We start from the raw sequence: 14,600 nt of genomic DNA on the forward strand, positions 1-14,600 counted from the left end.
CAAGCGACGTATCATGGGCCTGACTCCAGAGGATGGCCCATGAACCTCAGTATCCTTTACGCCCTCGCGGCCGCCGCCCTGTTCGGCGCCAGCACCCCGCTCGCCAAAAGCCTCGGCCTGGGCCTCTCGCCCGTACTGCTCGCCGGCCTGCTCTACCTCGGCAGCGGCATTGGCCTGGCCGGCGTACGCCTGATCCGCGATCGCGGCTGGGCACCCACCGGCCTGACCCGCTCGGAATGGCCCTGGTTACTCGGCGCCATCGCCTTCGGCGGTATTCTCGGTCCCGTCGCCCTGATGTTCGGCCTGACCCGCACCGCTGGCGCTACCGCCTCGCTGATGCTCAATCTTGAATCGGTGCTCACCGCGGTGATCGCCTGGGTCGTCTTCAGGGAAAATGCAGACCGCCGCATCATCCTCGGCATGCTCGCCATCGTGCTCGGCGGCGTGGCATTGTCATGGACCGGCGTTGGCGGCGCCAGCCAGGATTGGACCGGGCCACTTGCCGTAGCGTTGGCGTGTCTGTGCTGGGGGATTGATAACAACCTGACGCGCAAGGTGTCCGCCTCCGATGCGCTGTTTATCGCCGGCGCCAAGGGCCTGATTGCGGGGCTGGTCAATTGCAGCCTGGCGCTTTACCTCGGCGCGCAGGTTCCGGGCATCGCACAACTGGCGCCTATCCTGGCGGTTGGGTTCCTGGGGTATGGAGTCAGCCTGGTCATGTTCGTGCTGGCGCTGCGCGGGCTGGGCAGCGCGCGCACCGGCGCCTACTTCTCGACGGCGCCCTTCCTCGGCGCCGCAGTGGCGTTGCTGGGTTTCGGAGAATCCTTAACCGTGGCCTTCTGGATTGCCTCGGCGCTGATGGCCGTGGGGGTGTGGCTGCACCTGACGGAGCGACATGCCCACGAGCATCTGCATGACGCGACGGAACATGGGCATCGGCATGTGCATGATGAACATCATCAGCATGAACATGGGTTTGAGTGGGACCCGAAGGTGCCCCACAGTCATGTGCATGTACATGGGGTGATGAGGCATAGCCATGCGCATTTTCCGGATGTGCATCATCGGCATAGGCATTGATGACGATTAACACGCTTGTTGATGACGGATTTGGGCAACGTCCTACACGCCGCGCAGAAACGGGGGGCTCCCGTTTCAAAATTACGATGCCTATAGTCACTCGGTCACTCATAGGGTGACCGGGTTTGGCGACTCGACGATAAATCGACAGAAATGTTCCGCATATTTGCGGGATGCTTCTGCGCGCAATAAGCTGCTCGACGGTAGCTGTGCGCGGGAGACCTTCGGGTCTGCCGGTTTCCGATTGTCCCGGTTCGCCAACCTGCGTACAGCTGCCACCCTTTTGTTTGGCGACAAATGTGTGGCTGCTTTCCTCTGACAACCGGAGTTACAGATGAACCAATACATCGCCCTCACCAACAACGACAGCGCCCCCCCTGCACTTTTTGTCGACACCACCGCGCCGCTGGAAATACTTCTCGACGCTGCAACCTATCGACTCCGCGCCGTTACCCAAGTCCTTGAAAACCTCGCACTACGCAGTGACATCAGCAGTGATGCTGTCGTACTCAGCGATTTCGCGTTGCTCTGCTCAATACCACTACGCGACGGATGCGATTTGCTGGACGTCATTGGGCGGCGGATGGACATGCCTTGCGCATGACCTAGATCGCCACATTTTCAAACCGCAGAAATAACAAAACCCATGATTTTTCGCAAAATCAGGGGTTTGTTTTACTTTTCAGCTCAAGGTGCAGAAAATCAAGACTCGCCCTTCGGTTAAACCTATAAAAATGAAAGCCTTATACATCTCCATGCTTCTAGTTCTACTGTCTTACACCACGCTATCTGTCGCAGACAATACCAATGGCAAAACCCTTTATTTGCAAAGGTGCGCCATGTGCCACGGAGCCGATATCAAAGGCACGGGGCCGCTGGCGACTAAAAGCACACCGCCTACTCCGGATCTCACAACGCCCACATTCAAAAAGCGGCTGCATGATTACCCGGGCGTTATCGTGTCGTCGATAATACTTCGTCCAAATGGAGACTTGATTCCGAAAACCTTGCGGGAGAATGGCGTGAAGCTACCGCCGCACGCCTGGAGCGTTAAGGACTTTCGCGATTTGAATGAATATATAGGTGGTGTCATCTCAAAAAGCCGATGACTTGAAGGTGAGCACGTTCGTCATCCCTGTAACGGCAATTGGTAGCTGCAATCATTGGAAGGTACCGCCCCAAGACGGGTGCACTGAACGCGACTTCGCCATAGGTAGTGGACCTGAATAAAACGCCGGCCATAAGCGCCAGCCATATTGTCGAAACCTTTTTGTCGCGGATACCTCAAAGCAAGCGCAAAGAATCCCGGCACGGCTTTTCCGTGTGAAGTGACAAGGACCAACCCGTGCTCGAACATCTTGATCTAAATGCGCTGATCGCTGGCTACGGCTACTGGGTCATCTTCCTGGGCTGCCTGCTCGAAGGCGAGACCGTTCTTATCCTGAGCGGAATGGCTGCGCACCAGGGCACCTTGCAAGTGCTGCATGTGATCGGGTGGGCCACCGCCGGGGGGATACTCGGTGATCAACTGCTATTTTGGACCGGACGTTATTCCGGGCAGCGTCTGCTGCCCAAACTCAAGCGTCACCAGTCAGCCATCGAACGGGTAGAAAACCTCATCCATCGCTATCCGACGATCTCGGTATTCACCGTGCGCTTTCTCTACGGCATGCGCCTGGTGGGGCCCATCGTGATCGGTGCCAGTGGGCTATCGCCTTGGAAGTTCGCCCTGATCAATGTGCCAAGTGCGGCAATCTGGGCCACCCTGTTCGTCGGCGCCGGCTATTGGGCCGGCGAAGCATTGCAGCACTTCTTTGGCGACTTGAAGCCCTATCGCCTGCCGATCTTCCTTGCGGTGGTAGCACTGGTGTCCCTGGCGGCAGTGGTGCGGTATTGGCGAAGACGATCCAGGGCGTCGCAGCGTTGAGACAGAAGCTGCTGATGTAGCGGCTCGTCCGGGTGTGTCGACGCATAGCCTGTATGCCTGGATAAAGCGCTACCGCGAGCGTCACCTGACGGCGAGGCTAGCCTTCCAGACTCCGACTGGGTGCAGAAGATGGAACAAAATCAGCAGGCACAAAAAAGCCCCGTAAAACGGGGCTTTTTCGTAACAATGTGGCGGTGAAGGAGAGATTCGAACTCTCGATACAATTTCTTGTATACACACTTTCCAGGCGTGCTCCTTAAGCCACTCGGACACTTCACCGTATCTCGGCAAACCAGTTCAGTCTGTCGAGGCGCGCTAATGTAGTCGAAAGCCTTTCTGATGGCAAAGGTTTTTTTCAGAATTTTCATGCGCTTAGACCGGTATGCCGGAACATGCTCGGTGTACGGTGGTGATTGTGCCAATCTCGGGCATGAATCGGGATGGTCTACGCTGGCTGTTGTGCCCTGCTTCAGGCGCTCTGCTGCCAGCTGTGAAGCAAAAGCCTGACTGGGCAGTCAGTCACGGCGCTTTACCGGCGCGGGCGCGGTGGGTAACGTCTGCTGCATTCTTCTATAACAAGCCCTATAAGGAATCGCGTCATGAGTGAGTTGATTGCCTACCACCTCGAAGACGGTATCGCGACCCTGACCCTGAGCAACGGCAAGGTGAATGCCATTTCTCCAGCGGTGGTCAGTGCGTTCAATGCGGCGCTGGACCAGGCGGAGAAGGATCGGGCGGTGGTGGTCATCACGGGCACACCGGGGATTCTGTCGGGTGGTTATGATTTGAAGGTGATGACGGCCGGCCCCAAAGAGGCCATCGGCCTGGTGACGTCTGGCTCGACGCTGGCGCGGCGCCTGTTGTCGCACCCGTTCCCGGTGATCGTGGCGTGCCCTGGGCATGCGGTGGCCAAGGGGGCGTTCCTGTTGCTGTCGGCGGATTACCGGATTGGGGTTGAAGGGCCGTTCAGCATTGGCCTGAATGAGGTGGCGATCGGCATGACCATGCACCACGCCGGGATCGAGTTGGCGCGGGATCGTCTGCGCAAGTCGGCGTTTCATCGCTCGGTGATCAATGCCGAAATGTTCGACCCGCAAGGCGCGTTGCAGGCGGGCTTCCTCGACAAGGTGGTGGCGCCGGAAGCATTGCACGCGGCGGCATTGGAAGCGGCGCGGCAGTTGAAGAAGATCAATATGAACGCGCACAAGCAGACCAAGCTGAAGGTGCGCAAGGCGCTGCTGGAGGCGTTGGACGATGCAATTATCCAGGATCAAGGTCATGTGCTGATGTAATGCCTGAACCTGCTGTGCCAAAGCCCGACCTTGAGTCGTAATGCTGTTCAGTTAAGCGTACATCGCCCCCTGTAGGAGCGAGCTTGCTCGCGAAAAACGTCAACGATAACGCGTGCTTCCTGAATGAACGCGGCGCCTGTGGTTTTTCGCGAGCAAGAGCTAGGCGCCCCCCTCGCTCCTACAAAAAGCCTTACTTAACTGAACGACATTACGACCTCGAGGCGGGCTTTTTCTTACAGCCAAAGCCGAAACAGCCTGCGCCGCTCTAGACAGGCTTTATCGGCCCATGTTGAAACATGCGCTTAAACATCGCCTATCTCCTACGTCTTTAGGGGCAATTGCCGAATACAGTGCACATCCGTACACTGCGCCACCTTTTGTTTCGATGGGCCGTGTCGATGCTTTTTCTGTTACGTATGTTGTTGATGGGCCTGCACTTTATGCTCGCCGGGATAGTGGGCGTGCTCATAGGGGTATGCCGCCCGTTCAATCCTGACAACAGTCGCCTCTGCGCCCGCCTCTATGCACTGCCCGCCATGTGGATACTGCGCTTGAAGGTGCGGACGGATGTCGACTCGCTGCGCAACAAGCCCGGCACCTGCGTGGTGATCGCCAACCATCAGTCCAACTACGATCTGTTTGTGCTCGGTACCGTGGTGCCGCACCGTACGGTGTGCATCGCCAAGAAAAGCCTGAAATGGGTGCCGTTGTTCGGCCAGTTGTTCTGGCTGGCCGGCAATGTGTTGATCGACCGCGGCAATGCACACAAGGCACGCCGGGCCATGCTCACCACCACCCGTACCCTGCAGCATGAAGACACGTCCATCTGGGTATTTCCGGAAGGCACGCGCAACCTGGGCAAAGGGTTGTTGCCGTTCAAAAAGGGCGCGTTCCATATGGCGATTGCGGCCGGTGTGCCGATCGTGCAGGTGTGTGTCAGCAACTACGTCATACAGATGCGCCTTAATCGCTGGAACAGTGGCGAGGTGCTCATACGCTCATTGGCGCCGATTCCTACTGTGGGGATGACGGCGGACGACGTTCCGGCGTTGATGCAGGCGTGTCAGGCGCAGATGGATGCGTGCATTGCGCAGATGGATCGCGAACTGCAAGGCGCTTGAACGCCTGCGCCGTGCGGGCGACGCGGAGCGTCACGGGAGGCATTCCCACGCAGAGCGTGGGAACGATCAGTTCAGAGCGTGGGAACGATCACTTCAGGGAACGCCATTCACGCTAAGCTGCCCAACACCTGTCATCCAGATAAGAAGTGATCAGCACCATGGGTAGAGTCGTTGCCGCCGCCGTCTACAGCGCCGGAAAGAAAGTCACGGATATCACCCTCGACGAAGGTGCAGCCTGGGCCGCCAAACCCGGCCACTTTGTGTGGATCGGCCTGGAAGAGCCCAGCGCCCAGGAACTGACCAACCTGCAGCACCAGTTCAACCTGCATGAGCTGGCGATCGAAGACGCCATGGAAAAACACAGTCGCCCGAAGCTGGAAACCTTCGGCGACGCGCTGTTTATCGTCACGTACTCACCGGTGCGCGAGAACGGCAAGCTGGAGTTTATCGAGACCCATATCTTCGCCGGCAATGGCTACATCATCACCGCCCGCAACGGGCATTCGGCGTCCTACGGTTTTGTGCGCCAGCGCTGTGAGGCGCGTCCGTTGTTGCTGGAGCATGGGGAAGATTTCGTACTCTATGCCTTGCTGGATTTCGTCACCGAAAACTACCAGCCGGTCAGCGAAGCGATCCACGCCGAGATCGATGAACTGGAGCGCAATGTGCTGTGCAGTTCCCTGAGCGAGCGCGATATCCAGAACCTCCACGGCCTGCGCCGCGACGTGCTGCGGCTCAAGCGCTATGTGGCGCCGATGGTGGAGATCAGCCAGGAGTTGCAGAAGCTGAGCTTTCCGTTTATCGACAAGAACATGCGCCCCTACTTCCGTGACGTGCAGATCCACGTCACGCGGCAGATGGAAGACTTGACGACTCTGCGCGACATTGCCAGCCAGACCATCGAGCTCGGCGTGCTGCTGGAGGCCTCGCGCCAGAGTGTGGTGCAGCGCAAGTTCGCCGCCTGGGCGGCGATCCTCGCGTTCCCCACCGCGGTGGCGGGGATTTATGGGATGAATTTCCAGAACATGCCCGAGCTGCAATGGCACTACGGCTACTTTGCAGTGCTCGGGTTTATTGCGGTGGGCTGCACCAGCCTGTGGGCGAGCTTCAAACGGTCGGGTTGGCTTTAGGTTTTTGCGCCACAAAGCGCATCATCCATTCCGCCACGGTCGCACCGTGGTGGTCGCGCTCAAGGCTGGCCACGCCGTTGGTGTAGACCTTTTCGCCCAGAGTTGTCTGAAGTATCTCTAGCAGTTCGCGGGAATAGTCCTGAACGAATTCCGGGTGGCCCTGGAAGCACAGCACTTGGTCACCGATGTGATACGCCGCGATGGGGCAAAACTCACTGGAGGCGATGACCGTGGCATTTTTCGGCAAGGTGGTGACCTGGTCCTGATGACTGATCAACAGCGTCAGTTCCGGTACTTCAGGACTCATCCAAGGCGCCTTGGCATCGAGCTTGTAATCGTGGATGCCCATGCCCCAGCCCTGGCTGGCGCGTTCGGTCTTGCCACCAAGCAGCAACGCCAGCAACTGATGGCCGAAGCAAATACCCAGCAGCTTATCGCCGCGTTCATAGCGCTGGAGCACGTAGGTCTTGAGGGTCTGGATCCATGGATCGGTGCCGAACGAGTCGGCCTTGCTGCCGGTGATCAGGTACGCGTCAAACACTTCGTCATTCGGCGGGTATTCACCCTGCACCACGTTGTACACCACAAACTCGGCGGCAATCGGCTGCTTGGCGAACAGGCGCTTGAACATCTGCCCGTAGCCCTGGTACTGATCGATCAGGCCCGGACGCAGGATATCGGTTTCCAGGATGCAGACGCGTAGCGACATAAAAAATACCTGACACGGCGATGGGAATATTGAACACCCCAGAGCGTGCCTTGAAAGGTATCTGCAAAGCAAGCCCCTGGTTGATCAGCAAAAGGTTGCGCCTTGTGCCGCTTTCTCCAGCAACAACGCCGGTGGCGCGAAACGCTCCCCGTACTGCTCGGCCAGATAGCGCGCCCGGGCGATAAAGTCGTCCAGGCCGTACTGATTGATAAACTGCAGCGCGCCGCCACTCCAGGCCGCGAAGCCAATGCCGAAGATCGAACCGATATTGGCGTCGGCGGTGGACATCAACACGCCCTCCTCCACACAGCGCACGGTTTCGATGGCCTGGATAAACAACAAGCGATCGCGCACATCCTGGGGCGAAATCTGTTTATCGGGCTGTTCGAACCGCGTCTTGAGTTCGGGCCACAGGCGCTTCTGGGCGCCTGCCGGATAGTCATAGAAACCGCCACCCGCAGCTTTGCCCGTGCGCTTGTGGTCGTTGACCAGCAGATCGATCACCGCCGTCGCCGGATGGGTCGGCGCTGCCTTGCCCTGCGCTTGCAGGTCCTTGGCGGTTTGCTGTCGGATATGGCTCATGAGGCTGAGGGACACTTCATCGGACACCGCCAGCGGCCCTACCGGCATACCGGCTTTGCGCGCTTCGGTCTCGATCATCGGCGCGGCCACGCCTTCGCCGAGCATGGCGATGCCTTCATTGGTGAACGTGCTGAATACCCGCGAGGTGAAGAAGCCGCGGCTGTCGTTGACCACAATCGGGGTTTTCTTGATTTGCAGTACGAAGTCGAAACCCCGAGCCAGGGTTTCGTCGCTGGTGTGGGCGCCCTTGATGATTTCCACCAGGGCCATCTTGTCCACCGGGCTGAAGAAATGCAGGCCGATGAATTTGCCAGGGTCGGGCACCGCACTCGCCAGGCCGCTGATGGGCAATGTCGAGGTGTTGGAGGCGATCACCGCGTCTGCACCGACCACGCGTTGTGCGGCGGCCGATACCCTGGCCTTGAGTTCGCGGTCTTCGAACACCGCTTCGATCACCCAATCACAGCCAGCCAGGTCGGCGTCATCCTGTGCAGGGTGAATCCGCGCCAGGATGGTTTCCCGCTGCTCGGCGGTCAGTTGCCCACGGCTGACTTTCTTGTCCAGCAACGCCGCCGAATGGGCCTTGCCCTTCTCGGCAGCGGCCAGGCTGATGTCCTTGAGCACCACGTCAACGCCCGCACAGGCACTGACGTAAGCAATGCCCGCCCCCATCATGCCGGCGCCGAGTACGCCGACCTTGCGCGTCACATACCGCGCAAAACCTTGTGGTCGCGAGCGGCCGGCGTTGATTTCATTGAGCTGGAACCAGAACGTGCCGATCATGTTTTTCGCCACCTGACCGGTCACCAGCTCGGTGAAATAGCGGGTTTCGATCAGGTGTGCGGTGTCGAAATCCACCTGTGCGCCTTCCACGGCGGCGCAGAGGATTTTCTCCGGTGCCGGGAAACAGCCCTGGGTCTTGCTGCGCAGAATCGACGGCGCAATGGCGAGCATCTGCGCGACTTTCGGGTTCGACGGCGTGCCCCCGGGAATCTGATAGCCCTTGTTATCCCACGGCTGCCTGGCCTGCGGGTTGGCGAGGATCCAGGCGCGCGCCTTGGTCAGCAGTTCGTCGCGGTCTGCCGCCACGTCATCGATCAGGCCCGCCTGCAGTGCCTGCGCCGGCCGCACTTTCTTGCCTTCGAGCAGATACGGCAGGGCTTTTTCCAGGCCCAGCAGGCGCACCATGCGCACCACCCCGCCACCTCCCGGCAGCAGGCCCAAGGTGACTTCCGGCAAGCCGAGCTGCACGGACGTGTCGTCCAGCGCGACCCGGTGATGACAGGCCAGGCAGATCTCCCAGCCACCTCCAAGCGCCGCGCCATTGATCGCGGCCACCACCGGCTTGCCGAGGGTTTCCAGGCTGCGCAGTTGGGCCTTCAACACGCCTACGTCGGCGTAGAAAGCCTTGGCGTGGGCTTTGTCGACCTGGATCAGCTCATTGAGGTCGCCACCGGCAAAAAAGGTTTTCTTGGCCGAGGTGATGATCACCCCGGCCAGGGTGTCTTTTTCCGCCTCCAGGCGCGCAACGGTGGCCGCCATCGCTTCACGGTACGCCGCGTTCATGGTATTGGCGCTCTGGCCGGGCATGTCGAGGGTCAGCACCACGATCTGGTCCTGGCCTTTTTCGTAACGAATGGCGTCGGTCATGACAGGTTCCTTTGGCTCAGAGACGTTCGATGACGGTGGCGATGCCCATGCCACCGCCGACACACAGGATGGCCAGGCCGTAGCGCTGCCGACGTACTTCCAGCTCGTCGAGCAAGGTGCCGAGGATCGCGCAGCCGGTGGCGCCCAAGGGGTGGCCCATGGCGATCGAGCCGCCATTGACATTGACGCGGGTGGCGTCGATCCCCATGTCCTTGATGAACTTGAGCACGACCGACGCAAACGCTTCGTTGACCTCGAACAGGTCGATGTCTTCAACACGCAGGCCGGCCTTGGCCAGCGCCTTGCGGGTGGCCGGTGCAGGGCCGGTGAGCATGATGGTCGGGTCGGTGCCGGTGACGGCCGTGGCGACAATGCGCGCCCGTGGTTGCAGGCCGAGTTCGCGCCCCTTGGCCTCGGAACCGATCAACATCAACGCGGCGCCATCCACGATGCCGGAGCTGTTGCCCGGCGTGTGCACATGGTCGATGCGTTCCACATGGCTGTAGACCCGCAGTGCAGTGGCGTCGAAGCCCATCTGGCCGATCATTTCGAAGCTGGGCTTGAGCTTGCCCAGGCCCTCGAGGGTTGAGTCGCCGCGAATGAATTCGTCATGGTCCAGCAGCACGATGCCGTTCTGGTCCTGCACCGCGATCAGCGACTTGTTGAAGGAACCGTCTGCCCGCGCCCTGGCGGCTTTCTGCTGCGACTGTAGGGCAAAAGTGTCCACGTCCTGGCGGGTGAAGCCTTCCAGGGTAGCGATCAGGTCGGCACCAATGCCCTGAGGCGTGAAGTGGCTGTGCAGGTTGGTTTGCGGGTCGAGTACCCAGGCGCCACCGTCGCTGCCCATCGGCACGCGGGACATGGATTCGACACCGCCGACCACCACCAGGTCTTCAAATCCGGAGCGTATTTTCATCGCCCCCAGGTTGACCGCCTCCAGGCCCGAGGCGCAGAAGCGGTTGATCTGCACGCCGGCAACACTGACGTCCCAGTCCGCGACCAGCGCGGCGGTCTTGGCGATATCGGCGCCCTGATCGCCCACCGGGGTGACGCAGCCGAGGACGATATCGTCCACCTGGCGAGTGTCGAGATCGCTACGCTGCGCCAGCGCGGTGAGCAAGCCGGCGACAAGGTTTACCGGCTTGACGCTGTGCAGGGCGCCGTCGGCCTTGCCCTTGCCACGGGGCGTGCGTATCGCATCAAAGATCAAAGCTTGGGTCATGATGTCCTCGAACCACAGTGGGCGTATGCCCTTACCTTAGGCCCGATTGACACGGTTTCAATGACGGATGCGCTCAATGCTTTTGACCCCCTCGCTCGGACGAACGGTAGGCAGCTATGGGAAACCCCGGGTTAATCGTTTTAGCTGTCTAGCCTTGGGGTTGGCGCCAAGATGGCACTAGGCCTCATGCCGTTTTAAGCAGAAAACGTGATGAGTTGATATGAAATGGATCTAAGCGCCGAAGAACGAGGGCTCTAAGGTTGAATCTGTAAGAAGCTGCTGCCGGGTTTTGCTGGAGCGGTTGTAAGAAAAGTGTCACGCCAGATCGCGATACTGGATTAACCGGCACGCATTTGACGCTCAGGAATAACAACAAAAGGCAGTCAGCCATGTTCAAACATTCGAAAGTACGTCAGGCGGGACTTATTCTGTTCGCCACCACACTGATTCTGATCTTGCCCAATTTAACCAAGGTTATCGGGTGACGACGCGAGCGACCTGTTGCGCGCACCCACAGTATCGGGACTGCAGCTTTTGGCAGCACCTGCCGGGACATTGCGAATAGCGGTCCCGTTGCGGGGGCTGTCTTTTTGCGTGCGGATTTGCGCTATCGTGCGTTTTCTGCCACTGCGAACCCGGGCTATCCCTTGAAATTGATCCTCGCCTTCGTTGCCCTGCTGCTGGCCCTGCCCGCCTGGGCCGCGCAATTGACCATTGAACTGGACCACGCCAGCAAGACCTGGCAGACCTCGGACCTGCTCAAGCACCCCGACGCGCAGACGGTGCAGGTTGTCGATGATGTTTCCTACAAGCGCACCATGACCTATCGCGCGGTGCCTTTGGCGGTTCTCCTGAAGGGCTTGAACCCTGCGAGCCATCTGCAAGCGATCGCCCTTGACGGCTTTGCCGCTGAACTCGCCGCCGCGCCCCTGCTGCAAAAAAACGGCGCGCGCGCCTGGCTGGCAGTGGAAGACCCGGCCCATCCCTGGCCCGCCCTGACGCCAGGCAAACCGAGCGCCGGGCCGTTCTATCTGGTGTGGACCGACCCGCAGGCAGGGCATGTCAGCCCGGAGCAGTGGCCCTTCCAGATCTCCAGGATCAAGCAATTACAGACGGTCGCCGAGCGCTTCCCCGCCTTGTTACCCGACCCGACGTTGCCGGCGGATGACCCGATCAATCACGGCTTTGCGCTGTTTCAGAAGAACTGCCTGGCCTGCCACCGCCTTAATGGGGCCGGCGATGCACAGGTGGGGCCGGATCTGAATATTCCCTACAACCCCACTGAATATTTCAGCGGCGATTTCCTCAAGCGGTACATTCGCGACCCGCAGAGCCTGCGGCACTGGCCGCAGGCGAAGATGCCGGCGTTTGCGGCCAGTGTGTTGCCGGACGACGAGTTGGATCTGCTGGTGGGGTACTTGCGGCATATGGCGGGGCGCAAGCAACAGCCTTGAGGCTTGCGCAGATCAAAATGTGGGAGGGGGCTTGCCCCCGATGGCAGGGGGTCAGACACAGATGCTGTGACTGACACTCCGCCATCGGGGGCAAGCCCCCTCCCACATTTGAACTGCGTTCAGTCGCTGATTATTGTTGCTGGACAGAGATCACCGGGGTCGGCGCCACGAACACCTTGGCATGCATCTGCTCATGCCCGCCCCCACGGCGCATGCCGCGCACCGGGCAGGCATCCAGATAGTCCAGGCCCACGGCCAGCTTCAGGTGCCGCTCCGGCCGGGCCAACTGGTTGGTCACATCAAAACTGTACCAGGCGTCATCCAGCCAGGCTTCGGCCCAGGCATGGCTGGCCAGGTGCGTAGTGTCTTCGGTGTACAAATACCCTGATACATACCGCGCCGGAATGCCCAGGCTGCGCGCGCAGGCCAGGAACGCATGGGTATGGTCCTGGCAGACGCCCGCGTGGCCGGCGAAGGCTTCAGCCGCGCAGGTGTCGACTTGGGTGGCGCCCGGCGTGTAGCGCATCGATTGGTTCAAGGCCTGCATCAGGTCGATCAGGGCCGTGCGGTCACGACGCTGGTGGCAGTGCTGCCGGGCAAAACCGTGCAGGGCTTCGTCGGGCTCGGTCAGGCGCGTGCAGCGCAGGAACGGAAAGGCCGACTGGCTCTCATGTTCGGCCTCGCGCAGCTCGTCGATATCCACCTGGCCACGGGCGCCGATGATGATGGAGTCGTGAGGTTCGTCCAGCGTCAGCACATGCAGGATGTTGCCGAACGGGTCCACTTGCGCCCGCACAGGGCGCGGCAGGTCAAGCTGCCAGCTGAGCACGTGCTGGCGCTCGCTGTCGTGGGGCGTCAGGCGCAGATACTGAATGCTGGCGCGCACCTGGTCTTCGTAGCGGTAGGTGGTTTCGTGGCTGATGGAAATTCTCATGCCGCCTCCAGGTAGGAACAGTTTCTACTCAACATAGGTCAGTCCTCGACCACCCAAGTGTCTTTGGTACCACCACCCTGGGACGAGTTGACCACCAGCGAACCTTCGCGCAGCGCAACGCGGGTCAGGCCACCGGGCACCACGCGGGTGTCCTTGCCGGACAGCACGAACGGGCGCAGGTCGATATGCCGCGGCGCGATGCCGTTTTCAACAAACGTCGGGCAGGTGGACAAACACAGGGTGGGTTGGGCGATATAAGCGTGGGGCTTGGCCTTGATGCGTGCGCGGAACGCCTCGATTTCCGCCGCCGTGGACGCCGGGCCCACCAGCATGCCGTAGCCGCCGGAGCCCTGGGTTTCCTTGACCACCAACTCGGGCAAGTGGGCCAGGACGTGGGACAATTCGTCGGGCTTACGGCATTGAAACGTCGGAACGTTCTGCAGGATCGGTTCTTCACCCAGGTAAAAACGGATCATCTCAGTGACGAAGGGATAGACCGATTTGTCATCCGCCACCCCGGTGCCGATGGCATTGGCCAGCACCACATTGCCCGAGCGGTAGGCGGCCAGCAGGCCCGGCACACCGAGCATCGAAGCAGGGTTGAAGGCCAGCGGGTCGAGATACGCATCGTCGAGACGCCGATAGATCACGTCCACCGCTTTGGGGCCGTCGGTGGTGCGCATGAATACGCGGTCATCGCGCACGAACAAATCGGCGCCTTCCACCAGTTCCACGCCCATTTCCCGGGCGAGGAAGGCATGCTCGAAAAACGCACTGTTGAAGCGCCCCGGGGTCAGCACCACCACGCTCGGATTATCCAGGGGGCTGGCGCTTTTCAGGGTGTCGAGCAACAGGTTGGGGTAATGATCAATCGGAGCAATACGCTGGGCCGCGAACAGCTCCGGGAACAGGCGCATCATCATCTTGCGGTCTTCAAGCATGTAGCTGACGCCGCTCGGCGTACGCAGGTTGTCTTCCAGTACGTAGTAGGTGCCGTCGCCATCGCGAACGAGGTCGACCCCGGAGACGTGGGAATACAGATCACGGTGCAGGTTCAGGCCCTGCATGGCCAACTGGTATTGCTCGTTGGCCAGCACCTGTTCGGCGGGAATGATCCCGGCCCTGATGATGCGTTGTTCGTGATACAGGTCAGCGAGGAACATGTTCAGCGCCTTGACCCGCTGGATACAGCCGCGCTCGACCATTCGCCATTCGCTCGCCGGGATGCTGCGGGGGATGGTGTCGAAGGGAATCAAGCGCTCGGTCCCTTGCTCGTCCCCATAAAGCGTGAAGGTGATCCCTGCACGATGGAACAGCAAATCGGCCTCGCGCCGACGCTGGGCCAGCAGTTCGGCTGGGGTATCGGCCAACCAACGGGCGAACTGGCGGTAATGGGGCCGGACCTGCCCTGCCCCATCGTACATTTCATCGTAAGTGCGGATCATGCCGTACTCCTTGTCACCCGGACGCAAGGACCTTCGCAAGGCCCGTGCCAGCGG

Annotated in this window: 13 protein-coding genes and 1 tRNA gene; 8 read left to right on the top strand and 6 right to left on the bottom strand. The window is 60.3% G+C overall.

Going from position 1 to position 14,600, the window contains the following annotated elements; all coding sequences use genetic code 11:
- Positions 1-39 precede the first annotated feature (39 nt).
- The 4 genes from BOP93_RS19910 to BOP93_RS19925 all read left to right on the top strand — a co-directional run bounded on the left by BOP93_RS19910 (position 40) and on the right by BOP93_RS19925 (position 3,007).
- Entirely contained in the window at positions 40-1,080 is a 1,041-nt protein-coding gene (locus BOP93_RS19910) for a DMT family transporter (protein ID WP_104504378.1), read from the top strand.
- A gap of 334 nt (positions 1,081-1,414) precedes the next feature.
- The gene (locus tag BOP93_RS19915) at positions 1,415-1,684 is read left to right on the top strand and encodes a short-chain dehydrogenase (RefSeq protein ID WP_104504379.1); all 270 of its coding nucleotides are present in this window, start codon (positions 1,415-1,417) and stop codon (positions 1,682-1,684) included.
- A 130-nt stretch (positions 1,685-1,814) separates the two neighbouring features.
- Positions 1,815-2,189: a cytochrome c gene (locus tag BOP93_RS19920; RefSeq protein ID WP_104504380.1), complete on the top strand. Its 375-nt coding sequence runs from the start codon at positions 1,815-1,817 to the stop codon at positions 2,187-2,189.
- Between the two features lie 236 nt (positions 2,190-2,425).
- A complete protein-coding gene (locus BOP93_RS19925) occupies positions 2,426-3,007 on the top strand; it encodes a DedA family protein (protein ID WP_104504381.1) in 582 nt (193 codons plus the stop codon).
- Between the two features lie 189 nt (positions 3,008-3,196).
- Here the strand turns inward: BOP93_RS19925 and BOP93_RS19930 are convergent.
- Positions 3,197-3,286: transfer RNA gene (locus tag BOP93_RS19930), tRNA-Ser, on the bottom strand.
- A 320-nt stretch (positions 3,287-3,606) separates the two neighbouring features.
- Here BOP93_RS19930 and BOP93_RS19935 point away from each other — a divergent pair.
- From BOP93_RS19935 to BOP93_RS19950, 3 genes are all read left to right on the top strand, one after another.
- A complete protein-coding gene (locus BOP93_RS19935; protein WP_104504382.1) occupies positions 3,607-4,299 on the top strand; it encodes a crotonase/enoyl-CoA hydratase family protein in 693 nt (230 codons plus the stop codon).
- A gap of 398 nt (positions 4,300-4,697) precedes the next feature.
- Positions 4,698-5,420, top strand: coding sequence for a lysophospholipid acyltransferase family protein (locus BOP93_RS19945; RefSeq protein ID WP_104504384.1), 723 nt, complete (start codon positions 4,698-4,700; stop codon positions 5,418-5,420).
- 158 nt (positions 5,421-5,578) lie between these two features.
- Entirely contained in the window at positions 5,579-6,550 is a 972-nt protein-coding gene (locus tag BOP93_RS19950; RefSeq protein ID WP_065895469.1) for a magnesium and cobalt transport protein CorA, read from the top strand.
- Here BOP93_RS19950 and BOP93_RS19955 read toward each other — a convergent pair.
- From BOP93_RS19955 to BOP93_RS19965, 3 genes are all read right to left on the bottom strand, one after another.
- Positions 6,528-7,259, bottom strand: a complete 732-nt coding sequence (locus BOP93_RS19955; protein WP_104504385.1) for an amidotransferase — start codon at positions 7,257-7,259, stop codon at positions 6,528-6,530. The genes BOP93_RS19950 and BOP93_RS19955 overlap by 23 nt on opposite strands.
- Positions 7,260-7,343: 84 nt before the next feature.
- Positions 7,344-9,491 carry a 3-hydroxyacyl-CoA dehydrogenase NAD-binding domain-containing protein gene (locus BOP93_RS19960; RefSeq protein WP_104504386.1) on the bottom strand — a complete coding sequence of 716 codons (2,148 nt, stop codon included), beginning with the start codon at positions 9,489-9,491 and terminating at the stop codon, positions 7,344-7,346.
- A 16-nt stretch (positions 9,492-9,507) separates the two neighbouring features.
- Complete coding sequence (locus BOP93_RS19965) at positions 9,508-10,713, bottom strand: acetyl-CoA C-acetyltransferase (RefSeq protein ID WP_104504387.1); 1,206 nt, start codon at positions 10,711-10,713, stop codon at positions 9,508-9,510.
- 647 nt (positions 10,714-11,360) lie between these two features.
- On the opposite strand from BOP93_RS19965, the gene BOP93_RS19970 reads away from it, so the two are divergent.
- Positions 11,361-12,167, top strand: a complete 807-nt coding sequence (locus BOP93_RS19970) for a c-type cytochrome (protein ID WP_104505333.1) — start codon at positions 11,361-11,363, stop codon at positions 12,165-12,167.
- A gap of 130 nt (positions 12,168-12,297) precedes the next feature.
- Here BOP93_RS19970 and BOP93_RS19975 read toward each other — a convergent pair whose 3' ends face one another.
- Entirely contained in the window at positions 12,298-13,101 is an 804-nt protein-coding gene (locus BOP93_RS19975; RefSeq protein ID WP_104504388.1) for a transglutaminase family protein, read from the bottom strand.
- Between the two features lie 38 nt (positions 13,102-13,139).
- Positions 13,140-14,546: a circularly permuted type 2 ATP-grasp protein gene (locus BOP93_RS19980; protein WP_104504389.1), complete on the bottom strand. Its 1,407-nt coding sequence runs from the start codon at positions 14,544-14,546 to the stop codon at positions 13,140-13,142.
- Positions 14,547-14,600 lie beyond the last annotated feature (54 nt).

The organism is Pseudomonas orientalis (assembly GCF_002934065.1).
GTDB lineage: Bacteria > Pseudomonadota > Gammaproteobacteria > Pseudomonadales > Pseudomonadaceae > Aquipseudomonas > Aquipseudomonas orientalis_A.